The organism is Kribbella sp. NPDC055110 (genome assembly GCF_053607525.1).
The window spans coordinates 441,878-464,782 of the sequence record NZ_JBSGTS010000002.1; the positions used below are offsets into that span (position 1 = coordinate 441,878).

General features: G+C 68.3%; 26 protein-coding genes and 1 tRNA gene. 14 read left to right on the top strand and 13 right to left on the bottom strand.

The window, feature by feature from the left end; all coding sequences use genetic code 11:
- Positions 1-4: 4 nt before the first annotated feature.
- Positions 5-898, top strand: coding sequence for a succinate--CoA ligase subunit alpha (gene sucD, locus ACWF0M_RS05110; protein ID WP_452234315.1), 894 nt, complete (start codon positions 5-7; stop codon positions 896-898).
- Here the strand turns inward: sucD and ACWF0M_RS05115 are convergent.
- Together ACWF0M_RS05115 and ACWF0M_RS05120 are read right to left on the bottom strand one after the other, a co-directional pair.
- Positions 895-1,890, bottom strand: a complete 996-nt coding sequence (locus ACWF0M_RS05115; RefSeq protein ID WP_452234316.1) for a LacI family DNA-binding transcriptional regulator — start codon at positions 1,888-1,890, stop codon at positions 895-897. The two genes, sucD and ACWF0M_RS05115, sit on opposite strands and share 4 nt — an antisense overlap.
- 204 nt (positions 1,891-2,094) lie before the next feature.
- Positions 2,095-3,066, bottom strand: a complete 972-nt coding sequence (locus tag ACWF0M_RS05120) for a 2-dehydropantoate 2-reductase (RefSeq protein ID WP_452234317.1) — start codon at positions 3,064-3,066, stop codon at positions 2,095-2,097.
- A gap of 179 nt (positions 3,067-3,245) precedes the next feature.
- Here ACWF0M_RS05120 and ACWF0M_RS05125 point away from each other — a divergent pair, with 179 nt between their 5' ends.
- Both ACWF0M_RS05125 and ACWF0M_RS05130 read left to right on the top strand, forming a co-directional pair.
- Positions 3,246-3,800 carry a dihydrofolate reductase family protein gene (locus ACWF0M_RS05125; protein ID WP_452234318.1) on the top strand — a complete coding sequence of 185 codons (555 nt, stop codon included), beginning with the start codon at positions 3,246-3,248 and terminating at the stop codon, positions 3,798-3,800.
- A 209-nt stretch (positions 3,801-4,009) separates the two neighbouring features.
- A complete protein-coding gene (locus ACWF0M_RS05130; RefSeq protein WP_130381366.1) occupies positions 4,010-4,213 on the top strand; it encodes a cold-shock protein in 204 nt (67 codons plus the stop codon).
- A 22-nt stretch (positions 4,214-4,235) separates the two neighbouring features.
- Here ACWF0M_RS05130 and ACWF0M_RS05135 read toward each other — a convergent pair whose 3' ends face one another.
- Positions 4,236-4,715 (bottom strand): GNAT family N-acetyltransferase, encoded by a 480-nt coding sequence (locus ACWF0M_RS05135; protein ID WP_452234319.1) that lies wholly within the window; start codon positions 4,713-4,715, stop codon positions 4,236-4,238.
- A gap of 77 nt (positions 4,716-4,792) precedes the next feature.
- Here ACWF0M_RS05135 and ACWF0M_RS05140 point away from each other — a divergent pair, with 77 nt between their 5' ends.
- The 3 genes from ACWF0M_RS05140 (at position 4,793) to ACWF0M_RS05150 (ending at position 6,504) form a co-directional block, all read left to right on the top strand.
- On the top strand, positions 4,793-5,680 hold the full coding sequence (locus tag ACWF0M_RS05140; protein ID WP_452234320.1) for a class I SAM-dependent methyltransferase: 888 nt from the start codon (positions 4,793-4,795) through the stop codon (positions 5,678-5,680).
- Positions 5,681-5,731: 51 nt separating this feature from the next.
- A complete protein-coding gene (gene orn, locus ACWF0M_RS05145; protein ID WP_452234321.1) occupies positions 5,732-6,352 on the top strand; it encodes an oligoribonuclease in 621 nt (206 codons plus the stop codon).
- Between the two features lie 79 nt (positions 6,353-6,431).
- Positions 6,432-6,504: transfer RNA gene (locus ACWF0M_RS05150), tRNA-His, on the top strand.
- 228 nt (positions 6,505-6,732) lie between these two features.
- On the opposite strand, the gene ACWF0M_RS05155 is transcribed toward ACWF0M_RS05150, so the two are convergent.
- From ACWF0M_RS05155 to ACWF0M_RS05180, 6 genes are read right to left on the bottom strand one after another with little or no spacing between them, the layout of a single operon-like run.
- On the bottom strand, positions 6,733-7,566 hold the full coding sequence (locus tag ACWF0M_RS05155) for a hypothetical protein (protein ID WP_452234322.1): 834 nt from the start codon (positions 7,564-7,566) through the stop codon (positions 6,733-6,735).
- Positions 7,559-8,191, bottom strand: coding sequence for a hypothetical protein (locus ACWF0M_RS05160; RefSeq protein WP_452234323.1), 633 nt, complete (start codon positions 8,189-8,191; stop codon positions 7,559-7,561). Before ACWF0M_RS05160 ends, ACWF0M_RS05155 begins: the two co-directional genes overlap by 8 nt.
- A 22-nt stretch (positions 8,192-8,213) precedes the next feature.
- Positions 8,214-9,416, bottom strand: coding sequence for an ABC transporter permease (locus ACWF0M_RS05165; protein WP_452234324.1), 1,203 nt, complete (start codon positions 9,414-9,416; stop codon positions 8,214-8,216).
- Positions 9,417-10,076 (bottom strand): ABC transporter ATP-binding protein, encoded by a 660-nt coding sequence (locus ACWF0M_RS05170; RefSeq protein WP_452234325.1) that lies wholly within the window; start codon positions 10,074-10,076, stop codon positions 9,417-9,419. It lies immediately after the preceding gene.
- Positions 10,073-11,140: a peptidoglycan-binding protein gene (locus tag ACWF0M_RS05175; protein WP_452234326.1), complete on the bottom strand. Its 1,068-nt coding sequence runs from the start codon at positions 11,138-11,140 to the stop codon at positions 10,073-10,075. The genes ACWF0M_RS05170 and ACWF0M_RS05175 overlap by 4 nt, the downstream gene beginning before the upstream one ends.
- Positions 11,140-11,673 (bottom strand): hypothetical protein, encoded by a 534-nt coding sequence (locus tag ACWF0M_RS05180; protein ID WP_452234327.1) that lies wholly within the window; start codon positions 11,671-11,673, stop codon positions 11,140-11,142. The genes ACWF0M_RS05175 and ACWF0M_RS05180 overlap by 1 nt, the downstream gene beginning before the upstream one ends.
- A gap of 127 nt (positions 11,674-11,800) precedes the next feature.
- Between ACWF0M_RS05180 and ACWF0M_RS05185 the strand changes: the two genes are divergently transcribed.
- From ACWF0M_RS05185 to ACWF0M_RS05210, 6 genes are all read left to right on the top strand, one after another.
- Complete coding sequence (locus tag ACWF0M_RS05185) at positions 11,801-12,457, top strand: response regulator transcription factor (protein WP_452234328.1); 657 nt, start codon at positions 11,801-11,803, stop codon at positions 12,455-12,457.
- Entirely contained in the window at positions 12,454-13,614 is a 1,161-nt protein-coding gene (locus tag ACWF0M_RS05190; protein ID WP_452234329.1) for a sensor histidine kinase, read from the top strand. Before ACWF0M_RS05185 ends, ACWF0M_RS05190 begins: the two co-directional genes overlap by 4 nt.
- 255 nt (positions 13,615-13,869) lie before the next feature.
- Positions 13,870-14,118 carry a hypothetical protein gene (locus ACWF0M_RS05195; RefSeq protein WP_452234482.1) on the top strand — a complete coding sequence of 83 codons (249 nt, stop codon included), beginning with the start codon at positions 13,870-13,872 and terminating at the stop codon, positions 14,116-14,118.
- A gap of 78 nt (positions 14,119-14,196) precedes the next feature.
- Positions 14,197-14,685, top strand: coding sequence for a SigE family RNA polymerase sigma factor (locus ACWF0M_RS05200; RefSeq protein ID WP_452234330.1), 489 nt, complete (start codon positions 14,197-14,199; stop codon positions 14,683-14,685).
- 14 nt (positions 14,686-14,699) lie between these two features.
- Positions 14,700-15,464, top strand: a complete 765-nt coding sequence (locus ACWF0M_RS05205; RefSeq protein ID WP_452234331.1) for a hypothetical protein — start codon at positions 14,700-14,702, stop codon at positions 15,462-15,464.
- A 234-nt stretch (positions 15,465-15,698) separates the two neighbouring features.
- On the top strand, positions 15,699-16,049 hold the full coding sequence (locus ACWF0M_RS05210; protein WP_327633086.1) for a thioesterase family protein: 351 nt from the start codon (positions 15,699-15,701) through the stop codon (positions 16,047-16,049).
- On the opposite strand, the gene ACWF0M_RS05215 is transcribed toward ACWF0M_RS05210, so the two are convergent.
- From ACWF0M_RS05215 to ACWF0M_RS05225, 3 genes are read right to left on the bottom strand one after another with little or no spacing between them, the layout of a single operon-like run.
- Positions 16,046-17,038: a cation diffusion facilitator family transporter gene (locus ACWF0M_RS05215; protein WP_452234332.1), complete on the bottom strand. Its 993-nt coding sequence runs from the start codon at positions 17,036-17,038 to the stop codon at positions 16,046-16,048. The two genes, ACWF0M_RS05210 and ACWF0M_RS05215, sit on opposite strands and share 4 nt — an antisense overlap.
- A 13-nt stretch (positions 17,039-17,051) precedes the next feature.
- Positions 17,052-17,672 (bottom strand): response regulator, encoded by a 621-nt coding sequence (locus tag ACWF0M_RS05220; RefSeq protein WP_452234333.1) that lies wholly within the window; start codon positions 17,670-17,672, stop codon positions 17,052-17,054.
- Positions 17,669-18,841, bottom strand: a complete 1,173-nt coding sequence (locus tag ACWF0M_RS05225; RefSeq protein WP_452234334.1) for a sensor histidine kinase — start codon at positions 18,839-18,841, stop codon at positions 17,669-17,671. Before ACWF0M_RS05225 ends, ACWF0M_RS05220 begins: the two co-directional genes overlap by 4 nt.
- 145 nt (positions 18,842-18,986) lie before the next feature.
- On the opposite strand from ACWF0M_RS05225, the gene ACWF0M_RS05230 reads away from it, so the two are divergent.
- Both ACWF0M_RS05230 and ACWF0M_RS05235 read left to right on the top strand, forming a co-directional pair.
- On the top strand, positions 18,987-19,940 hold the full coding sequence (locus ACWF0M_RS05230; RefSeq protein WP_452234335.1) for an SMP-30/gluconolactonase/LRE family protein: 954 nt from the start codon (positions 18,987-18,989) through the stop codon (positions 19,938-19,940).
- Complete coding sequence (locus ACWF0M_RS05235) at positions 19,937-21,169, top strand: ankyrin repeat domain-containing protein (RefSeq protein WP_452234336.1); 1,233 nt, start codon at positions 19,937-19,939, stop codon at positions 21,167-21,169. The genes ACWF0M_RS05230 and ACWF0M_RS05235 overlap by 4 nt, the downstream gene beginning before the upstream one ends.
- A 14-nt stretch (positions 21,170-21,183) precedes the next feature.
- Here the strand turns inward: ACWF0M_RS05235 and ACWF0M_RS05240 are convergent, their stop codons facing one another.
- On the bottom strand, positions 21,184-22,905 hold the full coding sequence (locus tag ACWF0M_RS05240) for an aminotransferase class V-fold PLP-dependent enzyme (protein ID WP_452234337.1): 1,722 nt from the start codon (positions 22,903-22,905) through the stop codon (positions 21,184-21,186).

Here is a 22,905-nt window from a genome sequence, read left to right on the forward strand (position 1 = left end):
CGAGATGGCGATATTCCTGACCGAGAAGAGCCGGGTCGTCGTGCAGGGCATGACCGGGTCCGAGGGACAGAAGCACACCAGCCGGATGCTTGCCGCCGGCACCAATGTGGTCGGCGGCGTGACACCCGGCAAGGGCGGGCAGTCGGTGGACTTCGCGCGGCGGTCGATCCCGGTGTACGGGTCGTGCGAGAACGCGGTGAAGGCGGCGGACGCGGACGTGTCGGTGGTGTTCGTGCCGCCACGGTTCGCGCGCGGAGCCGTCATCGAGGCCGTCGACGCGGGGATCCCGTTGGTCGTGGTCATCACCGAGGGCGTGCCCGTTCACGACACCGCCGCGTTCTTCGCGCACGCACAGGCCAACGGCACGCGGGTCATCGGGCCCAACTGTCCGGGGATCATCAGTCCCGGGCGGTCGAACGCGGGGATCATCCCCGCGGACATCGCCGGACCCGGGCGGATCGGCCTGGTCAGCAAGTCGGGCACGCTGACGTACCAGATGATGTACGAACTGAGGGACTTCGGGTTCTCGACCGCGATCGGGATCGGCGGCGACCCGATCATCGGGACCACGCACATCGACGCGCTGCAGGCGTTCCAGGACGACCCGGACACCGACGCGATCGTGATGATCGGTGAGATCGGTGGTGACGCCGAGGAGCGGGCGGCCGCGTTCATCAAGGAGAACGTGACCAAGCCGGTCGTCGGGTACGTCGCGGGCTTCACTGCGCCGGAGGGCAAGACGATGGGCCACGCCGGCGCGATCGTCTCCGGCTCGTCCGGTACGGCGGCCGCGAAGCAGGAGGCCCTGGAAGCAGCCGGCGTACGCGTCGGCAAAACCCCCACCGAATCCGCGGCCTTGATGCGGGCGGTCCTCGCCGCAGGCGCGATCGCGGTCTAACCGCTCTGTCTGAGGGATCGGGGCCGGGAGGCTGGTGGGGCGGTGCTGCGGCGGAGGATCAGTTCGGTAGGGACTGCTAATGGGGCATGGTGGTTGGTGGCGTGGATCTCGGCGAGGAGGGTGTCGACGCTGCGGTGGCCGATGTCGGCGAAGGCCTGACGGACTGTGGTGAGAGGCGGCCAGAACTGGGCCGCCTCTTCCATGTCGTCGAAGCCGACCACGCTCACGTCGTCCGGCACCTTCCGCCCGTGCTCGTGCAGGGCGCGGAGCACGCCGAGCGCCATCTGGTCGTTGGCGGCGAAGACCGCCGTCACCGATTCGTCGACGGCCAGCCGGCAGCCGGCGTCGTACCCGGCCGCCGAGGACCAGTCGCCGATGAGCAGCGGCGGTACGTCGCAACCGTGGTCGCGGAGCGTCTGCTCCCATGACCGGCGGCGCTGGGCTGCGGCGAACGACGAGGGCGGGCCGCCCAGGTGCCACACCGTCTTGTGCCCCAGCCCGAGCAGGTGCTCGGTCGCCAGCCGGGCACCCTGCATCTGGTCGGTGTCGACCACCGGGTGGTCGTAATGGTCTCCCGCGTGCACGACCACGACCAGCAGACCGACGGGCAGGTGTACCTCGTCGAGAACGTGCGCCTCGATCATCATGATGACGCCGTCCACGGCCTGCTCGCCCAGCCTGGTGAACGCGTCCAGCACGGCCTGGCGGCTGATCGAGAGCACCGGCATCAGGTTGACCGAGTACCCGCGCGCTGTGGCGATCGCGTCGAGCGTCCGCGTCGTACCGAAGGTGGAGAGCTCGTAGACGATCACGCCGATGCTGCGGAACTCGCCACTGCGCAGGGCGCGGGCCGCACCGTTGGGGCGGTAGCCGAGTTGGCGCATCGCGTCCTGGACCCTGGCCCGGGTGAGCGCGTCCACGTTCTGCCGGCCGTTCGCGACGCGGGACACGGTCTGTCCGGACACCCCGGCCAGTCGCGCGACATCGGCCATCGACGGACCTCGCCGCCGCCTCCCCAAGGTTCCTGCCACCCCGGCACCTCCCGTGTGGCAGGAGTCTAGACATGTTTGCGTCAACACATCCGCCGCACGGCGAGCCGGAACCTCACTCACCTCGCCTGTAGTAACCGGAACCTCACTCACCTAGCCTGTAGTAACAGGTGGGTCCGGCGTCGCTGTTGGCCGGACCCACCCGGCTTAGACGCCGACCTTGCTGGCTAGGAGATCGGCGACGGCGTGGACGGCGCGGAGGGTGGGGGCCTTGACGCCGGTGAGGTCGGCGAGTTCGACGACCGCGGCGAGGATGACGTCGAGTTCGAGCGGCTTGTCCTTCTCCAGGTCCTGCAGCATCGAGGTCTTGTGCTCGCCGACGCGTTCGGCGCCGTCGAGCCGTTTGTCCACGGAGATGTCCGGGTGACAGCCGAGCGCGCCGGCGATCTCCAGCGACTCCTCCATCATCAGCCGGACCATCTGCCGGGTGCCCTGATGCGTCGCGATCTCCACCATCGTCGCCCGGGCCAGTGCGCTGATCGGGTTGAACGCCGCGTTCCCGAGGAGCTTGATCCAGATGTCGTTGCGGATGTCGTCCTCGACCGGGCACTTCAGTCCGCCGGCGATCATCGCCGTACTGAACGCCGTGCACCGCTCCGACTGCCCGCCACCGGGTTCGCCGATCGAGAAGCGGGTGCCTTCCAGGTGCCGTACGACGCCTGGTCCTTCGAGCTCGGTCGAGCAGTAGACGACGCAGCCGATCGCGCGGTCGAGGTCGAGCACCTGGGTGACGGCGCCACCGGGGTCGACCGATTCGATCCGGCGGCCCTCGTACGGACCTTTCAGCCCGTGGAAGTACCACCAGGGGATGCCGTTCTGCGCCGCCACCACGACCGTGCGGTCGTGCAGCAGCGGCTCGACCAACGGGCCGGCGTTCGCGTACGAGTTCGCTTTGAGGCCGAGAAAGACGTAGTCGACCGGGCCGATCGTTGCCGGGTCGTCTGTGGCCGGAGTGCGGGCCGTGAAGTCACCGCGTGGGCTGAGGACCGTGACGCCGTCCGACCGGATCGCTTCCAGATGCGCGCCGCGGGCGACCAGATGGACCTCTGTCCCACCACGGTGCAGCGCCGCGCCGACGTACGCACCGATCGCACCGGCGCCGAGAACCGCAACTCTCATCAAGGATTCCGCCTTCCGGGAGGCTTTGTATACGGCATACAGTAGGCTGGAGGCTGAATGCGGTCAAGATCACACTCCCCGGCAAGCGCTCGCCAAAAAAGTTCGGTACGCAGCGATGAATCGGGGCCGGCCCGGCGGTATGTACATGTGTGAATCACTCGACGCAAGGAGCAGGAACCATGGGCCACGTCATCGTCACCGGATTCGTCAGCCTCGACGGCATCGTCACCGACCCGGACGGCTCCGGTGGTACGTCGGCGGGCGGCTGGGCGTTCCGCCACGGCCCCGAGACCGTCGGCGGCGACAAGTTCCGCCTCGGAGACCTGATGGACAGCGGCGTACTGCTGCTCGGCCGGACCACCTGGGAGCTGTTCAGCCGGCTCTGGCCGAACCGCACCGACGACTTCTCGACCCGGATGAACAAGATGGCCAAGATGGTCGCGTCGCACTCACTGACCGACCTGTCGGCCTTCCCCAACTCGACCCTGATGGAGGGCAGCCTGACGGACTACGTACAGACCGAGTCGCGGACCGTAGCGGTCACTGGCAGCCTCAGCGTGATCCGGGCGTTGCAGGCAGCCGATCTGGTCGACGAGTACCGGCTGATGACCTTCCCGTCGATCGTCGGCACCGGCGAGAAGCTGTTCGGTCCGTCCGACACACCCGTCCACCTCCAGCTCGCCTCGGTCGTCCAGACCGGCGCGGCATCGCTGGCGACGTACGTGCGGCCCTAGCTGCCACACCCGTTCGCGGGGCTCCGGCTGCGCGGTCACCTGAGCCGGCACGCCGGGCGAGTACGGCGCACGGCGTGGCGAGGGGTGGCTGACGGCTCATCCAGCGTGCTAGGGTTTTGGCTCGATAGCAGTTTTGCAGTTCCACGTTCGTGTCGAAGCGCCCGCGGATTTGTAATCCGCCGGGCGTTTTGTCGTATCAGGAGAAAATCATGGCTTTGGGAACAGTGAAGTGGTTCAACGGCGAGAAGGGCTTCGGCTTCATCTCCCAGGAGGACGGCGGCGCCGACGTATTCGTGCACTACTCGGCGATTCAGACGCAGGGCTTCCGCTCCCTGGACGAGAACCAGCGGGTCGAGTTCGAGATCGCGCAGGGCCCGAAGGGCCTGCAGGCGGAGAACGTCCGCCCGGTCTGATGCTGTAGACGGCAGACCCGGTTCACGCCGGGTCTGCCGTGTTCCACAGGTACTCGCCGTCCTCCAGTACGTCGGTGCGCGCGAGACCTATCGCGGCTGCGACAGCGGCTGACGCAGTGTGGTCCGGAAGTACGTGTGCGATGATCCGGCCGATTCTCTGAGCCCGTAGCCAGGTGACCAGTCCCTGGGCGGCCTCCTTCGCGAAACCGCGGCCCTGCCAGGCGGTGCCGATCACCCACGCGATCTCCGCCGTACCGGCAATGACGGTCGCTTGGACGTAGCCGATCAGCGCGTCGTCGTACTTGATCACCCAGTTGAGCCACTGCTCGTCCGGACGTCCCGGACCGGCCAGTTGACGGCGGTAGCGTGCCTCCAGAGCCGCTACGGACGGCGGTTCACCACCCGTGAAGGCGTAGAGGGCTGGGTCGGACAGTACCTGTGCCATCGGTTCGGCGTACTCGACCTCGAGCGGCAGCAGCGTCAGGCGGTCCGTGGCGATCACCCGCGCAACGGTAACGCCACTTGCCGGACCGGCAACATCAGGTGGGCTTGGTCCGCGGCGGGTACCAGACTGTCGTCATGATCGAGATCGATTGGGCTGGAGAGGCCGGACGGCTGCGCGCATCGGCCGAAGGCGAGGCCGACTGGAACGCGGCAGTGGCTCGCAGTCTGGTGCGGGACGGCGACAAGGTCCTCGTGGACGTCGGCTGCGGCGGTGGCGGCATGGCGAAGGCGCTCGCCGAGGCGTTGCCCGGTGCGTCGGTGGTGGCGATCGACGCGGATCCCGACGTACTGGAGCAGGCTCGGGAGCACACCGCGGGCCTCGTACGGTGCGAGGTGGCGTCGATGGACGACGGGGCAGAACCGTTGCGTCGGGCAATCGACGCTCCGGCCGACCTGATCTGGGCATCGGCCTCCGTCCACCACGCTGCCGACCAGCAGGCCGCCGTGGACGCGCTGGCCTCGCTACTCGCGCCCGGTGGGCGACTGGCGCTGGCCGAAGGTGGACTGCCGGCACGGCATCTGCCGTGGGACCTCGGAGTCGGCGAGCCCGGGCTGGAGCTGCGGCTCGACCTGGCGCAGGACCAGTGGTTCAAGGTGATGCGGGACTCGCTGCCAGGGTCGGTGCCGATGCCGTACGGGTGGACGGAGGCGCTGACCCGGGCCGGGCTGACCGGGGCGACCACGCGGAGCGTGCTGACCGAGACACCGGCGCCGTTGCCGCCGGAGCGGCTGGAAAGCGTCGTACGCGTCTTCCGGACCAGGATCGAGCGGCTCACGGGCTCCGAGCAGGGACATGGACACGGTCACGGGCACGTTGTTCCCGACCAGGACTGGCTGACTCCGGAGGATCTCGACACCTGGCAGCAGTTACTGGACCCGGAAGGACCGTATTACCTCGGACGGCGCTCCGACCTCGCCGTACTGTCCGTCCGCAGCGTCCACCTGGGCCACGCGCCGCGCTGACAAGGCAGGCCGTCACCGCGCTGTCGGCCCGCCACCGTAAGGTGGGTGCCCATGAACGACCGGCTGGTGTGGATCGACTGCGAGATGACCGGCCTCGACCTGGCGAACGACGCCCTGATCGAGGTAGCGGTCCTGGTCACCGACTACGAACTGAACGTGCTCGGCGACGGGATCGACCTGGTGATCGCGCCCCCACCGGCCGCGCTCGAACAGATGGGTGACTTCGTCCGCGACATGCACACCGCCTCCGGGCTGCTCGAAGAACTCCCCAACGGCATCCCGCTCGCCGACGCCGAACAACAGGTGCTCGACTTCATCACGTCGTACGTCAAAGAACCCCGCAAGGCCGCCCTCGCCGGCAACTCCGTCGGCACCGACCGCACCTTCCTCGTCCGCGACATGCCCCGCGTCGAATCACACCTGCACTACCGCAACGTCGACGTCAGCTCCATCAAAGAACTCGTACGGCGCTGGTACCCGCGCGTGTACTACGCGACCCCGGCCAAAACCGGCAACCACCGCGCCCTCGCCGACATCACCGAAAGCATCTCCGAACTCCGGTACTACCGCGAAACCGTCTTCGTGCCGCAACCCGGCCCCGACTCCAGCACCGCCCGGGCCGCCGCCAACCTCGTCGCAGCACCCACCGAAGACAGCACAACCGGCGCCTGACCTGCGGATCCGGCCTCGATTTCAGCTCCGGACAGTTCGTCGCTATGATTGCTCAGCCGTCGCGGTTCGGACGGCAATGGTGGGTGTAGCTCAGCTGGTAGAGCACCTGGTTGTGGTCCAGGTGGTCGCGGGTTCGAGTCCCGTCACTCACCCGATGGCCGACCCTTGCCTGCGTTGAGCGCAGGCCGGGGTCGGCTTCGTCATTTTGTGCGGCTGCGCTTCGCTTGCCGCCGGCGGGGGCTCCGCCACCCGCACCCCCATGCGCCTTCGCTTCGCTCGGCTATCGGTGGTCCGGTTTGCTGGTTCGCTCGGCTTCCGTGGTTGGGTTGCTGGTTCGCTCGGGTTCGGTGGTTCGGTTTGCTGGTTCGCTTGGCTTCGGGTTATCGCTTGGCTACCTTCCAGCCGTATCTGAGGCCGCCTAAGAGGTTGATGATGGCTCTTCCGGTTGCATCTTTTCTGCCGGTGTCCTGGGCTAGGAAGGTCTCCGCTACGAAGCGGTCGGCCAGTGTGAGATTGCCTTCGGCCATGCCCTGGGGGATGTCGTGGAAGTTGAATACCTCGGCTCCGTTCACAGAGGTGAGGCCGCCGTACAGGTAGAACGGGTTGGCGCGGCCGAAGTTGTCCACGACGCTGTCCGGGGGCACTGCGGGGCTGACCAAGTTCACGACCTGGATCCAGCGCAGGTTCTCGTCGGCTGCCGGGTCGCCACGACGCCGGTCCGGTCGATAGACGACGTACAGGCCGCCACCGAAACTCGTCCCCGGCGAGGTCTCGGACGGCCCCTGGGCGAAGACGCTGTACGACTGCACCTCGAACTCGCTGTGGCCGGCAAAACCGCCCTGGTACTGGAACGAGTAGTGCGCGCCGAAAGCCGTGGCGAGGGTGGCCTTGAAGTTGACCTCTGGATCGGCCGGAGTGTTCTCGTACAGCGGGTCGAAGTTCTGCCCGGTCCCGTCGGAGGGGAGGAGGCTGATGCGGTACGGCTTGTCGTTGAAGGTGAAGTCCTTGGCCACGGTGTGTCCGCCGAGTGTCTCGCTGAAGCTGGCTCCTGGAGTTCCCGGCCAGCCGGTCGGCTGCGTCGGTCGATACCTGAGGGTCAGATGAGATGCCCCGGCCGATCGCGCGCCCCACGCGGGTCCGGTCAGTGCGGACAGGCCCAGGACGGTGCTGCCGGCCAGCAGCGATCGTCGTGAAAGGCCGCGGTGGTCACACATCGCCGACCTCCCATCCGTACGTGATCCCGTTGAAAACATGGATGATCTCCTTTCCGGCCGCGTCCGGGCGCCGGGTGTCCTGTACGAGAAACGCCTCGGCCGTGAATCGTTCGTTCGGTACGGCGCGATCGGCCGACACGGTCATGGCGGCGCCGTACGCGAGGTTCTGGACCCGCGTGCCGTAGATCGACGTCGCGCCACCGAACAGATAGAAGGGATTCGCGCGGTTCATGCTGTCCACGAACCATTCACCGTCGGTCTTGGCCAGCTGGATCCACCGCAGATTCGTTCCGGCGGTGACGACGTACAGATCGGCCCCATAACTGAGTGGTGCGCCGTCGGCCTGCTCACGTGCATAGACGCTGTACGACTGAACATCCAGCCGCCGCTGTCCGGCCAGGTAGCGGAAGGCATAGTGGTCGCCGTACGCCGCCTGGACGGTCTTGGTGAAATCCGCGCCGGGCATCCGTCGATGGATCGGATCGTCCGGGAGCAGCCGGATCCGGTGCGATCGGCCGCCGTGGCTGAAGTCCTTCGAGGTGACGTGGCCGCCGATCGTCGTACCGATCGGTTGATCTGCAACCTGGGCCGGCCAGCCGTGCGGTTGGCTTGGGCGATAACTCATGGAACTACCTCACTCTCGATCGTCAGGAACTGGAAAGTGCCTCGGTCGGTGGTGTCCGGCCGGCCCGGACAGCCGGGTACAGTCCTGCGACCGCGCCGATCAGGATGGTGGCGATGACGCCGCCACCCGTGGCCCAGACAGGTACGACAACCGGCCAGGACTGGGTGCCCGCATAGATGGTGGTGACCGCGACGCCGAGGAAGACGCCGCCGATTCCGCCGAGCGCGGCCAGCAGGAGCGCCTCGGCCAGGAACTGAAGGAGGATCTGGCCACGGGTCGCACCGAGCGCGCGGCGAAGTCCGATCTCGGCGCGGCGTTCGAGCACGGAGATCACCATCGTGTTGGCCACTCCGACGCCGCCGACCACCAGCGCCACGGCGCCGAGCCCGAGCAGCAGACCAGTGAAGGCACGGTTGGTCGCCTGTCGCGCGGCCAGGGCGTCGGACGGCCGGGACACGGCCACCTCGTTGGGCGCCTCCGGGTTCGCCGTCGCCGCCAGAACCCCGCGGACCGCGCCGACCGCCGCGTCGTGCGACCGGGTGTAGATGGTCGTGGGGTGACCGTCGAAGCCGAGGTACGACGTCGCGGCCGGCCAGCCGATCAAGGCCGCGGAGTCCAGCTCGGGAGCGAGCGGGACCGGGTCGAGGATGCCGATCACGGTGAACCACCGGCCACCGAGGTAGATCTGGGTTCCCGGTTCGGCGGCTCCGATGCCCAACCGGCTCGCGGCCGCCGATCCCAGCACCACCACTGGGTACCGACCGGTCGCGGGATTGAGCCAGGTGCCACTGGCGAGGGCAGCGCCGACCGTGGCCGGCAGGTCCTGCTCGGCGGCACGAACCGAGATGCCGCCACTCTGGGCTGCCGGGACCTGGTCGGTGCGATAGACCAAGGCACCCGGCACCTTGCCGGTCGCGGCGACCTTCTCCACAGGCCCGATCCGGGCGATCATCGCCACCGACTCCGGTGGCAGGCTCGCCGCTTCGCCGGCCAGCGTGTTGCCGGGCTCGACAGTCAGCAGGTTCGTGCCAAGGGCGGCCAGTTGCCGGTCCAGGTCAGCACCGGAGGACGACGAGATGCCGACGACAGCGGTCATCGCGGCGATACCGATGGCGATGCCCAGCGCGGACAAGAAGACCCGGAGCGGCCGCGTCCGAAGGCCGGTTCCACCGACCCGCAAGACCTCCCGCGGGCTCAGTCGGGCCGGAGACAACAGAGTGTCCATTCAGACCACTCCCCCATCCCGTACGGCGATCTGCCGAGGCAGGCCGGCCGCGATCTCCCGGTCGTGGGTGATGATCAGGACTGTCGTCCCTGCCGTATGAAGCTCATGCAGCAGCGTCATCACCTCGGCACCGGCGGCCGAGTCCAGGTTGCCGGTCGGTTCGTCGGCCAGGAGCAGGGCCGGCTCGCCGACCACCGCACGCGCGACGGCGACTCGCTGCTGCTCGCCGCCGGACAGTTCTCTCGGCCGATGATCGAGCCGGTCACCAAGACCGACCCGCACCAGCGTCTCGGCCGCCCGGAGGCGGCGCTCCTTCAGCGGGACCCCCGCGTAGAGCAGCCCGTCGGCGACGTTGTCGAGCGCAGACTGTCCGGCGCCGAGGTGGAACTGCTGGAACACGAACCCGATCAAGCCGGCCCGCAGCGCGGACAGTCGGCGGTCCGACAGCGTCGACACGTCGTGTCCGCCGATCCGGACGACGCCGGACGAGGGCCGGTCGAGCGTCCCGATCAGTTGCAGCAGGGTGGACTTGCCCGAGCCGGACGGGCCCACGATCGCGACGAGCTCACCGCGCTCGACGGTCAGGCTGATCCCGCGCAACGCGGCCACGCCGCCGGGATAGGTCTTGACGACCTCCGTCAACTCCACTACGCCAGTCATGACGGGATCCCGACCTGCTGGCCGGCCGCGATTCCCGGGCCGGACACCTCGACCCGGCCTTCGGCGAACAGGCCGGTACGCACCGGCACGATCCGGCTGCCGCTGTCGCCCACCACCTGGATGCCGTACCCACCCTCGGAGACGGCGAGTAACGCCACCACCGGGACGCTCAGCACGTTCTTGCGCGTGGACACGGTGAATCTGACGTTGACCTGGGCACCGTCGTCCAGGCCGGCCAGGGCCTGTTGCCGATCGATGCTAATGGCAACAACCGTCTTGCCGGTCTCTTCCTGGCCGGACTCCGCGGCCGCCGGCTGGACCTTGACTACCTTCCCGGTCACCTGTTTCCCGCCTGGCAGCAGGACGCTGACGGCGACACCTCGGCCGGCGAGCCGCTTGTCGGCCTTGTCCAACGTGACCACGGCAATCCGGGTCGTGGTGGTATAGGTCAGCAACGCGGCACCTGGCTGAACCGCGTCGCCTGGAGTTGCCTTGTGTTCCTCCACCCGGATCGGACCAGCCGCATAGACCACGCGGCCCAGTTCGACCACGCCAGTACGTGGGAGGCCGAGGTCGCGTTGCCAGGCCTTGACCGCCTTCGCCGTTGCCGCGGAGTAGTACCCGTCGGCGGTGAAGCCCCGATAACCCAGCGTGTACAGGTTCCGCTCGAACTGTTCGACATCGGCGCCGCGGGAACCTGTCGACAGGGCGCGGTACGCCGGCAATGCGCCGTACAGAAGGACGATCGGGGCATTGTCGATCCGTCCGAGGGTGCCGCCGCGGCCTATCGTCGAGCCAACAGCGGACACGGCCGTTACGGTCCCGGCCAGCCTGCCTGTCAGAGGTGTCGCATCCCCATAGTCCAGCTCACCGGTCTCGGTCTGGGTATCGACCAGCGTCTGCCGGGTGAGCGCTGCAGTCGCAGGCGGCTTGGCGGAGGTGCTCGGGGCTTCCTGGTGGCCACCCAGGTCCACACCCGCGGCCGCCGCCCCGACGCCGCCGGCCGCGACCACAAGCACCGCCGCAGTCACCGCCCTGCCGGCTCGCCGCCGTCTCACCGCCATCAGCCGTTGCTCCCGTTCTGCGGCCCTGTCGACGCTCCGGCCGGCTGACACTTCTTCTGCGCTGCCTGGAACTCGGGGCTCATCGGGTCGATGCCCAGCGTCGTGGGGTCGACCTGCTGACCGTCGGCCGACGGGTCCGGGAACTTCGATACCCCGTTGGCTCGCATGCACTGTGCGAGCTTGCGCAGCTCCTCCAGCCCCTTCGCATCGGGCTTCTTCACCTCTCCCCCTCCAGGCAGGAAGGACTTGCATTTCGCCGTCGCAGCCTCGACGGCTTTGGGATCGGTCCCCTCCGGCACGCTCAGATCGACGCCGCCGTTGGCCCCTTCCTTCGGGTCCGGGTAGTTGGGGACTCCGTTCGCCCGCATGCACTGGGAAAACTTCACCAACGGCTCGTCGCCACCGGACGCGGCGGTGCTGCTCGCGGTCGGCGACCCGCCGGCAGTCGCCACCTGCGGGTCGTCCTTCGCCGCGCCACACCCGGTCAAGGACAAGGCCACCACCGTGACTGCTGCTCCGGTCCAGATACGCATCTGTCGTCTCCTCTCGGCGATCGATCGAGGGCCGATCGCTACTCCCAGTGCACCGAACGCGGTGTCATCCGGCCGTTTCCACAAACGTTGACGCTGAGGTGACACGACGGTCAGTCACACTGAGTGCATGCGAGTGCTGGTGGTCGAGGACGAGGAACTGCTCGCCGATGCGATCGCGGCCGGGCTGCGGCGGCAGGCGCACGCGGTGGACGTTGTCTACGACGGCGGCTCAGCGTTGGAGAACCTCGACGTACACGACTACGACGTCGTCGTGCTGGACCGGGATCTGCCCGTCGTCCACGGGGACGACGTCTGCCGCACGATCCGGGCCGCCGACTCATCGGCCCGGGTGCTGATGCTGACCGCGGCGGCCGATATCGACGACCGGGTCGCCGGCCTCGCGCTCGGCGCCGACGACTATCTGCCGAAACCCTTCGCGCTCCGCGAGCTCGCTGCCCGGGTCGACGCACTGGGCCGGCGCGCCCGGCCCGCCACACCGCCGGTCCTGGAGCGGGCCGGAATCCGGCTCGACCTGCACCACCGAGAGGTGTACCGCAACGGCCGGTACGTCGCCTTGTCGCGCAAGGAATTCGCTGTACTCGCGGAGCTGCTGAGGGCTGACGGCGCCGCGGTGTCGGCCGAATACCTGATGGAGAAGGCGTGGGACGAGAACGCCGACCCGTTCAGTCACGCCGTCCGGATGACGATCCTCAAGCTACGGCGCAAGCTGGGCGATCCACCCGTGGTGACGACCGACCCAGGAGTGGGGTACCGAATCCCGTGACCGGCAGGCGGTTCTTCCGGCTCACTATCCGCGCCAGGTTCACGCTGGTCTGCGGCGGCCTGCTGCTGGCCTCCGGAATCGCGATCCTGGGCATGACTTACGTCCTGCTGGCCAACCAGCCCCCCAGCACACACCGCGAGCAAGCGGGTCCAGCGACCAATCCGCCCACGACCGCCGTACCAGCGCCGACAGCCACCTTTGACGCGGCCGACGACGCCCAGCGGGCTGTGCTCGACGGTCTCATCACCCGCGGCGCCGTCGCGATCGCCGTCGTCGTCGCGGCGGCGAGCGCCTCAGGCTGGCTCCTCGCCGGACGGCTGCTGAAACCCCTGCACAGGATCACAGCCACCGCACGACGCGTCGCCGACGCCCCAGCGGCCGACCGCGAGCTGCACGAACGCATCGCTCTGGACGGCCCTGCCGACGAGGTCAGGCAACTGGCCGACACGTTCGACGTGATGCTCGAACGACTTGATCACTCACTCGCCGGACAGCGGCGGTTCATCGCCAATGCGTCACACGAGCTCCGTACTCCACTCACCCTGAACCGCACGCTGCTCGAGGTCGCCACCGACTCGGTCGACGCGTCGCCCGAGCTCCGGCAGCTGAGCGCCACCCTGCTCACGATCAATGCACGCCATGAGCAACTGATCGACGGCCTGCTCCTGCTCGCCCGCTCCGAGAACGAACTGACCGAACGCTCGTACGTCGACCTTGCCGACATCGTCGAACACGTCGTCGAACAACTGCCGGACGATCAGAACGTCACCGTCGACGCCGACGCACAGGAGGCGCCGGTCGACGGGAGCCCGGTGCTCCTCGAGCGGCTTGTGCAGAACCTGGTGGAGAACGCCGTGCGGTACAACACCCCCGGCGGATGGGTCCGGATCACCAGCGGCACCGGCCCGGACGGAGGCTCGGGGATGACCGTCAGCAACACCGGTCCGGTCGTTCCGCCGTACGAGATCCCGAGCCTGTTCGAACCGTTCCGCCGGCTCGATCCGACCCGCCCGTCCACCACCACATCGTCAGGCGCCGGCCTCGGACTGTCCATCGTTCGAGCCATCGCCCTCGCCCACGCCGGCGACGTCCAGGCCGAACCCCGCGACGACGGCGGCCTGATCGTCACCGTTCACCTGCCGCGCGCGTCTGACTAGGCCGTCTGCACCGACGGCTGCGACCGGTGGGAGGATGTGCTGGTGAAGTTGAGTGGGAGCACTTGGTTCGGGTATGGCGTCGTGGTGCTTGTGACGTTTGTGGTGGGGTTCTTGGCGTTCTCGATTTGGGTGCTTTCTAAGGTTTTCTGATCAGGTACTTCTCCAAGGGGCCTAGTAGTTGGAGGAGCTGGTCTTGTTCTTCTGGGGTGCAGGGGCCAGTGGTGGGGACGCGTGAAGCGGGCAGAGGCCTCGGGCGTGGAGGATGGCTTTTACGGTGGGTACGGATCCCACCGCGCGACTGCACGCAGAGTCACGCCCAGACCTGCTCGACGGCGTGACCACCCTCCACACCACAGGCAAGCGGTAACAGCAAGCAACACCCCCTACGCCCTGTACGACTACCAGCAGGCTCCAGGCAGGCCGGTCCCCATCACATTCATCCCCTACTACGCCTGGGCGAACCGCGGCCGGCACGCGATGAGAGTGTGGATCCCAACGGCCTAGAGATCTTTCCGGCCAGATGTGACCTGATCGCGCGTCTGGTGCGTCTCTATCAGCAGACGCATCGACGAGAGGTTGCGGATGAGAAGTGTTGAGGACTTCGAGGAGTTCGCACGGGCGCGGTTACCGCACCTGTACCGGACTGCCTGGTTGCTGACCGGGGACCGGCATCACGCCGAGGATCTCGCGCAGGACACGCTCGCGGGGATGCTGCGGACCTGGCATCGAATCGAGAACCCGGCGGCGTACGCGCGGACCGCACTGGTGCGGACGTACATCTCGCAGCGGCGGCGGAAGAGCTGGTCCGAGCGGCCTACTGCGGAGCTCCCGGAGAGTGCGGAGCGGGTCGGGGATCCAGAACTGCGGCTGGCTCTGCAGAGCGCTCTGGCGGAGCTGGCCCCGTTGGATCGCGCCGTGTTGGTGCTGCGGTTCTTCGAAGATCGCAGCGTCGAGCAGGTGGCGCTCGATCTTGGCAAGAAGACCAGTGCGATCACCACTCGCACCGCCCGCGCCCTGGACCGCCTGCGGGCGGTTCTCGGTGACGGCGCCGACCAGTTGATCGCGCTCTGACGCTGAGGAGAACCATGAACACCCAACTCACCGATTTGATGCACCGGGCCACCGAGAACCTCGAGCCGGTCACACCTGACCTGCTGGAACGCAGCGTTGCGCAGGGGCTGCGGCTGCGCCGTCGGCGTACGGCGATGCTGGCTGCGTCCGGCACCGGGGCCGTCCTGGCTACCGCGGGGCTGATCGCCGGCGGGATCCATCTGGCCGGCTCGCCCACGAACGCCGCGGTCGCCGGTTCGCCGGTGCCGAGTGCCAAGCCCTCGACCAAGCCATCGGCTAAGGCCACACCGAGTGCCAAGCCTGCTGGGGTGAACCCGAAGCAGACGCTGGCGACGTTGAAGTCGCTGGTCGCGGCGCCTGGCCGAACCTTCTCGAGCCCGGAGACGTGGGGCGGTGGCGACTACACCGGTGCGGCGTACGTCGTGAACGACGGTCACGGCGCCGCGCGGGTCGACGTACTGATCTCCGGCGGAGGCGAGCAGAACCCGTGCGTCCCCAAGCGCGCAGGGTGCAGCACGCTGCCTGACGGGTCGGTCCTGTACGTCTCCAAGGAGTCGCCTGAGTACTCCGACAGCCGGCAGGCGAAGAATGGCGTCATCAGCAACTACGTGGTCCTGTTCCGTCGCGACGGCCGCAACATCAACCTCACCAGCTACAACGGGCCGGCGGAGAAGGACAAGCAGCACACCCGCCCCAAGCCCCTCCTCTCGGTTGAGGACCTCACGACCCTCGCAAAGAGCAAGGCCTGGAAGCTGCCTTCGGTCAAGGGCACCAAGTAGAGGCGGGGTGAGCCCATCGCGTCGCGATGGGCTCTCTACTTTGCTGCGAGTACGCCGTGGGTTACCAGCTCGACGCCGATCGCCAGGGTGAGGAAGCCGATCACGCGGTCAGACCTGCGAAGGTGGCCAACGCGCCGATCGGGTTCATGATCGGCAACAATGCAGCCAACGCCGAAACCGCAACGTGTACGGGCTCCGCGGTCGGGAGCGTACACGGCTCAGAGAGGACCCGCCGTGCGCCACGAGGTGACCGCCGCCGACACCGCACTCGCCGTGGGCAGCGGCGACGTCGAGGTCCTCGCGACCCCGCGCCTGATCACCTGGCTGGAGTACACCACCGCCCAGCTCGCCCTGAGCGCGCTCGGCCCCGGTCAGACCTCGGTCGGTACGTCGGTCCGCATCCGCCACCGGCTACCGACCCGGGTCGGCGACACCGTGGACATCGCCGCGGACGGCCCCGAGGTGGACGGCCGCCACCTGCGCTTCCAGGTCCGCGCCACCAACTCAGCCGGCCAACTGATCGCGGACGGCGAACTCGAACGCGTCGTCGTCGACCGCGAACGGTTCCTCGCCAACGTTCCCTAGATGGGCCGCTCAACGTACCAGTCAGGCAGCTCTCCAGGCTGGAGATCGGTCGGGTCGCCGGGACGGGAGAGGGTGAGGATCGCCTGCTGGATCTCCGGGCGGGCGTTCAGCGCGTCCTCGATCGCGTAGAGGCGGACGGCGACCTCGGACTCGACGTCGTTGCCGACGACGTCGACCGCGGCGACCAGGAAGATCCGGTCGGCGCCGACCCACTCCATGTGCAGGAAGCTGATCCGCTCGATGTCCTGGTGCGCGAGCAGCGCGCGGAGCACCCGGTTCCGGGCCAGCGGCGTGACCGCCTCACCGGTCAGGAAGTCCATGTTCCGGCTGATCAGGAACAGCGCGACCCCGCCGAGCAGGAACCCGACCACGATCGACCCGAGCGCGTCCCAGACCGCGTTGCCGGTCAGTTGATGCAGCAGGATCGCGAGCGCCGCGATCAGGATGCCGATCAACGCGGACAGATCCTCGACGAACACCGCCCGGAGCACCGGGTTCGATGTCAGCCGCACGTACCGCCACGGGCGCAGCATCCGCTCCAGCGCACCGGCCTTGGTCTGCCGCAGCGCCTGCGTGAACGAGATCCCCTCGAGCACGAACGAGACGCCGAGTACGGCGTACGCCCAGCCGTACGACGTACCCTCCGCCTCACCCTGCTGCAGCGACTGGATGCCGTGCCACACCGAGACCGCGGCGCCGACCGTGAACAGCCCGAACGCGGCGAACATCGACCAGATGTACCCGACCCGCCCGTACCCGAGCGGATGCGACCGGTCGGCCGGTTTGCGCCCGCGCCGCTCCCCCACCAGCAGGAACACCTCGTTGCCGGTGTCGGCCCAGGAGTGCGCCGCCTCCGCTGTCATCGAGGCGGATCCGGTGATCACCGCGACCACCGTCTTGGCGAGTGCGATCAACAGGTTCGCGGCGAGCGCGACCAGCACTGTCAGGAGGCTCTCGCCACCCGGCCCTTCGTCCTCCGAGCTGCTCACAGTCAGACCATACTCAGCTCACCGGCCGGATGATGCGCTGTTCGATCGCGCGCGCCACGGCCGCTGCTCTGGTGTCCACCTCCAGCTTCGTGTAGATGTGCGCCAGGTGCGACTTGATCGTCGCCTCGCTGACATACAGCTTCTTGGCCAGGTCGCGGTTCGACTTGCCGGTGGCGAGCAGGCCGAGGATCTCCACCTCGCGCTCGGTGAGCGTCGGGCCGGAGCGCCGTACCAGCCGTGCGGCGACGGCCGGGGCGAGCACCGTCTCGCCACGGGCGGTGCCGCGGATCGCGCGGAAGAGGTCCTCCGGCGGCGCGTCCTTCAGCAGGTAGCCGGAGGCCCCCGCGTCGATCGCGCTCATGATGTCGGCCTCGGTGTCGTACGTCGTCAGCACCAGCACGTACGGCGGCTCGGCCAGGGAACGCAGGCGCGCGGTGACCTCTGCCCCGCCGGCGCCCGGGCCGAGGTTGAGATCCATCAGGACGACATCCGGGTGCAGGGCCGCGACCAGCTGCTCGGCACTGTGCGCGTCCGACGCCTCGCCGACGACGGTCAGGTCTTCCTGTCCCTCGAGCAGCGCCCGCACTCCCGCGCGCACCACGGGATGGTCGTCGACCAGGGCAACCCGGATCATGGGCCCTCCGGCATCGCCCGCAGCGGGATCGATGCGGCCAGCGCCGTACCGTCTCCCGGTTCACTCTCCAGCACCAGCGTTCCTCCCAGTTGTCTCAGCCGTTCTCGGATTCCGGCCAGTCCGTGGCCGCGGTCGGAATCGATCTTGACATGAGATCGCGGAAGGCCTCGGCCGTTATCCACAACGTCGAGGACCACCGCGTCCGGGTGGTAGGTGAGCGTCACGACGGCCGCTTTCGCGTGCGCGTGTTCGAGGACATTCGCGAGCGCTCCACGGGCTGTGCGGAGTAGTGCTGTCTCCACCTCCGAGTCGAGCGTCACCGGCGTACCGTGCACCTGTACGCGCACGTTGACGTCGCTGTGGGCGGCTAAACGCTCACAGGACTTGCGGAGTGCCTCCGGTAGCCCAGCAGCGAGCTCAGCCGGTGCCAGGTCGCGGACAACTCTCCTGGCCTCGTCCAGTCCGTCGCGTGCAGTGGCTGCGGCCTGAGCTGCATGCTCGCGTGCGGCGGCCGGTCTGTCGTCCCACTCGCGTTCTGCCGCCTGCAGCAGCAGGTTGATGCTCGACAGGCCTTGCGCCACGCTGTCGTGGATCTCGCGCGACAGCCGCGCTCGCTCCGCTATGACGCCGGCCTGGTGCTGTGCGTCGACCAGGTCACCCTGTGCTGCGTGCAGCTCGTCCAGCAGGGCTTGTCTGGCCAGGGCATCCCGCTCCAGCGCCCGATAGGCGCCTACAGCAAGCACTGCGATGCAGACCGGGCCCAGCACGATCGTCGGATCCAGCCGGTCGGTCATCCGGGTCCACTGCACCACGGTGACCACCACCATGCCCGCAACGACCAGACAGGCCGGGCGAAACGACAGGATGCGCAGGGCAACAAAAGACAGCGGCACCGCGCACCAGGCGAACGACGGCGCCAGAAACACCAGCACGCACCACTCCGCGACCAGCAACGCCAGCCAGACCTGGCTGGGCAGCAACCGGTACGCGGCGTACGTCGCCAGCAGCACCACCGCCCCGACCAGCACCCACGGTCCGCGGTCGTCGAACCCGTGACCGGTCAGGTACCGGATCGCCGACGCCAGCACGAGAACCACCAGTGCCGCGTGCAGTGCGGTCACCAGCCGGGTCGCGTGACTCAGGATCGACGGGGTGTGTGCAGTAGACATGTTCAGTTGATCGTAGGCGGCGCGGACCCGGTTCCGAATCATCCGTTCGGCTATCGATTGGTGGCCGAACACCCGTCGTCCGGAAGGGCGTTGCCGACGGAGGCTGGAGGCAGCTCGAAATCCACCGACCGTTTTAGGGGTTCAGATGTCTGTCCGTTCGCTGTCCGCCACCCTCGCGCTGTCCGCCACCCTGCTCGGCGCCGGTGCCTCGACGGCCTTCGCCGCACGGCCCGCTACTTACGAGCTGCCCGGTGACGCTGGTGGCTCGAAGTTCGAGGGCATCGGGTACGACGCGCGTACCAAGAACTACTACGTGTCCGAGACCACCGGCGGTGAGATCCACCGCGGCCAGCTCCGCTCCGGCGACGCTGCCGAGTGGCTGAAGGGCGACGGCACCGACGGCCGCTGGACCGCTCGCGGCGTGAACGTCGACGCCCAGGGCCGGGTGTACGTCGCCGGCGGGCCGAACGGGATCGATCACCCGGGCGCGCCGGACCTCTGGGTCTACGACCGCGACGGGCAGCTGCTCGCCGCGCTGCGGACCGGCGTACCGAACGCGTTCCTGAACGACCTGGTGATCGGGCCGGACGGCGCGGCGTACTTCACGAACTCGAACGCGCCGCAGATCTTCCGGGTCGCCGAGGAGCACGGCCGGTGGACCGTCTCGACCTGGGCCGACGCGACCGGGACCATCGCGACGACGACCGGCTTCAACCTCGGCGGCATCGTGCTGTCACCGGACCGCACGTCGCTGGTCGTGGCCCAGGGCAACGTCGGCAAGCTGTGGCGGTTCGACCTGCGGACCGCGAAGGCCACCGCGATCGACACCGCCGGCGCGGACCTCGTGAACGCCGACGGCCTCGTCCAGCAGGGCAACAGCCTCTGGGTCGTGCGCAACTTCTCCAAGGTGCTGAGCACGCTGCGGCTGTCGGCCGACGGCCAGGCCGCGCGGCTGCTGTCCGCGACGCCGACCGACCCCGACCGGGTGCTGACGACGGCGAAGCTCGCCCAGGGCCGGCTCCTGGTGGTCGACAGCAAGTTCGATGAGGCGACCGCGGTCCCGCCGTACCAGGTCATCACCCTGAACCCGCGCCGATGAAGCGCCGTCCGATTGCTGTGGTCGCCGTCCTGCTGATGGCGGCGACCACCGCGTGTTCCACTGAGACCAGCGGCACGCCTGCTGCATCACCTACTAGCTCGTCCTCTAGGAGCGCGGCTGTGCCGTCCACCCTCGACAGTCAGCTGATCGCCGCCGCCTGGAAGAACGACGTAGCTGAAGCCAAGCGCCTGATCGCCGCGGGCGCGAACGTCAACACGGTCGACGACACCGTCCAGAGCGCGTTCCTGATCGCCGCGAGCGAGGGCTACCTCGAGCTCCTCGACCTGACCCTCGCACACGGCGCCGACGTCGGCAGCCTCGACAGCTATCACGGTACGGCGCTGATCCGGGCCGCCGAGCGCGGTCACGCTGCCGTGGTCGGTCGGCTGATCAAGGCCGGCGTGGCGGTCAATCACGTCAACAACCTCGGCTGGACCGCCCTGCACGAGGCAGTCATCCTGGGCAAGGGCACACCGGAGTACGTCGACACCGTCCGGCTGCTGATCGCCGGCGGAGCCGACCGCACGAAGCCCGCTGTCAACGACGGCACCACACCGGTGCAGGCCGCGAAGGACCGCGGCCAGACAGCGGTCAGCGCCGCACTCGACACCGCCGGTGACCTCCGGGACAGCCGCGCCGCAGCCGCAGCACTGCTGGCTGCCGCGGCATCGGGCGACGTCAACAAGGTCGCCGCGGCCCTGGCTGCCGGTGCACCGATCGAGTCGCGCGACGACCACCGACGTACGGCGCTGCTGCTCGCCTCGCTCAACGACCGGGTCGAGGTAGCCAGGCTGCTCGTCGCGCTCGGTGCCGACCCTGACACACAGGACGACCGGCAGGACTCCGCCTGGCTGGTCACCGGCGTCACCGGGAGCGTGGCGATGCTCGAGACGCTCCTGCCCGCGAACCCGGACCTAACGCTGCGGAACCGCTTCGGCGGCATCTCGGTCATCCCGGCCAGCGAACGCAGCCACGTCGACTACGTCCGGCGGGTCGTCAAGACGAAGATCAACGTCAACCACGTGAACAACCTCGGCTGGACGGCTCTGCTCGAGGCGATCATCCTCGGCAAGGGCACGCAGCCGTGGCAGGACATCGTCAAGATCCTCGTCGACGCCGGCGCCAACCCCAACCTCGCTGACGCGGAGGGCGTCAGCCCACTCCAGCACGCCGAATCCAGCGGGTACGACGAGATCGCAAAGACCCTCCGCACCGCCGGAGCACGCTAGACGTCGCGCTCTCTTCAGTCGCGGGCGAGGCAGCGGGAAGGAAGTTCGAACCAGCGGAGGTGGTCGAAATCGGTGTTCACCCGGCCGTCGGGGTCAGTGCTGTCCTGCTGACAGGTCGACAGCAGGTCGCGCGCCTCGGCGAGGTAGTCGTCAAGAGCGGACTCGGGAGCCGTGTGGTCGTGGCGCGGATACCTGAGCTTGCCGTCGGCGTCGTACCCGACCTGCGCGAGCCGCATCGGCGGCTCGACCGGGCCCCGGTGATGCCGCCACAGGCCGTTGGCCGGATCGAAACGGTAGTCGCCGAGCAGCCGCCAGCCGTCGCGAGCGACGAGCTTCACGGCCTCGACGACGTACGTGAAAACCGCATCGGAGATGAAGTAGTTGAAGTTGACCCGCACCCAGCCGGGCTTGATCCCCTCGCAGCCGTGCAGGATCTCCTCCTCGAACTCGTGCGACCGGTCGAGGTCGATCCCGAGCAGAGTGTGACCGTACGGTCCCGCACACGAGCAGCCACCGCGGGACTGGATGCCGAACAAGTCGTTCAGCAACGCGACCACGAAGTTGTGGTGCAGGTACCGCCCCGAAGGCGCCTTCACCACGAACGACACGATCGACAGCCGCTCGGCGTCCAGGTTGCCGAGGATCTGCAGGTTCGGCTCCGCCTTCCACGCCTCGACCGCACGCCGCAGGTAGGCGTCCTCGTGCGCGCGGATCACGTCGATTCCGACCGCCTGCTTCAACTGGAACGCCAGCCCCGCGCGAATCGACCCGATGATCGCCGGCGTCCCGCCCTCCTCGCGGTGCACCGGGTCGTCCAGGTACCGGTGCTCGAGCGGGTTCACATACGCGACGGTGCCTCCACCCGGTACGTCGGGCACCCGGTTGCGGAGCAGCTCGCGACGCGCGACGAGTACGCCGGGCGTCCCCGGTCCGCCGATCAGCTTGTGCGGGCTGAGGAAGATCGCGTCCTTGTACGACAACGGGTCCTGGTCGCGTCCGCCGTACATGTCGATCTCGACGTACGGCGCGGCCGCGGCGCAGTCCCAGAACGACAGCGCGCCGTACCGATGCAGCAGGGCGGAGACGCGCTGCGTGTTGCTGACGATGCCGGTGACGTTGCTCGCCGCCGAGAACGAGCCGATCTTCAGCGGGCGGTCGACGTACTCACGCAGTCTCGCCTCGAGCTGGTCGATGTCGATATGACCGTCCGTGTCCTGGGAAATCACCACCACGTCGGCGATCGACTCGCGCCAGGGCAGTTCGTTCGAGTGGTGCTCGTACGGGCCGATGAAGACGACCGGTCGCTGCTCCCGCGGAATCTGGTCGGTCAGGTGATACGTGTCGTCGAGCTCGGCCGGGATCCGCAGACCCATGATCCCGATCAGCTTGTCGATCGCCCCGGTCGCGCCGGAGCCGCAGAAGATCACCGCGGTCTCGTCGTCCCCGCCGACACTGTTGTGGATGATGCGCCGGGCGTCCTCACGCAGCCGGGTCGTCTGCAGGCCGGTCCCGCTCGACTCGGTGTGAGTATTCGCGTACCGCGGGAGAACCTCCTCGCGGATGAAGTCCTCCAGGAACGTCAGGGCCCGCCCGGACGCGGTGTAGTCGGCGTACGTGACCCGGCGCGGACCGTACGGCCCCGGCATCACCTGGTCGTCACCGATCACCGACGCCCGAATCCGCCGCAACAACGGCGACTCCGGCGGCATCCCCGCCGGTTCCCCCTGGATCTTCAT

Coding starts and splice junctions, on each gene's coding strand:
- sucD (WP_452234315.1), top strand. CDS start 5: ATGGCGATATTCCTGACCGAGAAGAGCCGGGTCGTCGTGCAGGGCATG.
- ACWF0M_RS05115 (WP_452234316.1), bottom strand. CDS start 1,890: ATGGCCGATGTCGCGCGACTGGCCGGGGTGTCCGGACAGACCGTGTCC.
- ACWF0M_RS05120 (WP_452234317.1), bottom strand. CDS start 3,066: ATGAGAGTTGCGGTTCTCGGCGCCGGTGCGATCGGTGCGTACGTCGGC.
- ACWF0M_RS05125 (WP_452234318.1), top strand. CDS start 3,246: ATGGGCCACGTCATCGTCACCGGATTCGTCAGCCTCGACGGCATCGTC.
- ACWF0M_RS05130 (WP_130381366.1), top strand. CDS start 4,010: ATGGCTTTGGGAACAGTGAAGTGGTTCAACGGCGAGAAGGGCTTCGGC.
- ACWF0M_RS05140 (WP_452234320.1), top strand. CDS start 4,793: ATGATCGAGATCGATTGGGCTGGAGAGGCCGGACGGCTGCGCGCATCG.
- orn (WP_452234321.1), top strand. CDS start 5,732: ATGAACGACCGGCTGGTGTGGATCGACTGCGAGATGACCGGCCTCGAC.
- ACWF0M_RS05155 (WP_452234322.1), bottom strand. CDS start 7,566: ATGTGTGACCACCGCGGCCTTTCACGACGATCGCTGCTGGCCGGCAGC.
- ACWF0M_RS05160 (WP_452234323.1), bottom strand. CDS start 8,191: ATGAGTTATCGCCCAAGCCAACCGCACGGCTGGCCGGCCCAGGTTGCA.
- ACWF0M_RS05165 (WP_452234324.1), bottom strand. CDS start 9,416: ATGGACACTCTGTTGTCTCCGGCCCGACTGAGCCCGCGGGAGGTCTTG.
- ACWF0M_RS05170 (WP_452234325.1), bottom strand. CDS start 10,076: ATGACTGGCGTAGTGGAGTTGACGGAGGTCGTCAAGACCTATCCCGGC.
- ACWF0M_RS05175 (WP_452234326.1), bottom strand. CDS start 11,140: ATGGCGGTGAGACGGCGGCGAGCCGGCAGGGCGGTGACTGCGGCGGTG.
- ACWF0M_RS05180 (WP_452234327.1), bottom strand. CDS start 11,673: ATGCGTATCTGGACCGGAGCAGCAGTCACGGTGGTGGCCTTGTCCTTG.
- ACWF0M_RS05185 (WP_452234328.1), top strand. CDS start 11,801: ATGCGAGTGCTGGTGGTCGAGGACGAGGAACTGCTCGCCGATGCGATC.
- ACWF0M_RS05200 (WP_452234330.1), top strand. CDS start 14,197: ATGAGAAGTGTTGAGGACTTCGAGGAGTTCGCACGGGCGCGGTTACCG.
- ACWF0M_RS05205 (WP_452234331.1), top strand. CDS start 14,700: ATGAACACCCAACTCACCGATTTGATGCACCGGGCCACCGAGAACCTC.
- ACWF0M_RS05220 (WP_452234333.1), bottom strand. CDS start 17,672: ATGATCCGGGTTGCCCTGGTCGACGACCATCCCGTGGTGCGCGCGGGA.
- ACWF0M_RS05225 (WP_452234334.1), bottom strand. CDS start 18,841: ATGTCTACTGCACACACCCCGTCGATCCTGAGTCACGCGACCCGGCTG.
- ACWF0M_RS05230 (WP_452234335.1), top strand. CDS start 18,987: ATGTCTGTCCGTTCGCTGTCCGCCACCCTCGCGCTGTCCGCCACCCTG.
- ACWF0M_RS05235 (WP_452234336.1), top strand. CDS start 19,937: ATGAAGCGCCGTCCGATTGCTGTGGTCGCCGTCCTGCTGATGGCGGCG.
- ACWF0M_RS05240 (WP_452234337.1), bottom strand. CDS start 22,905: ATGAAGATCCAGGGGGAACCGGCGGGGATGCCGCCGGAGTCGCCGTTG.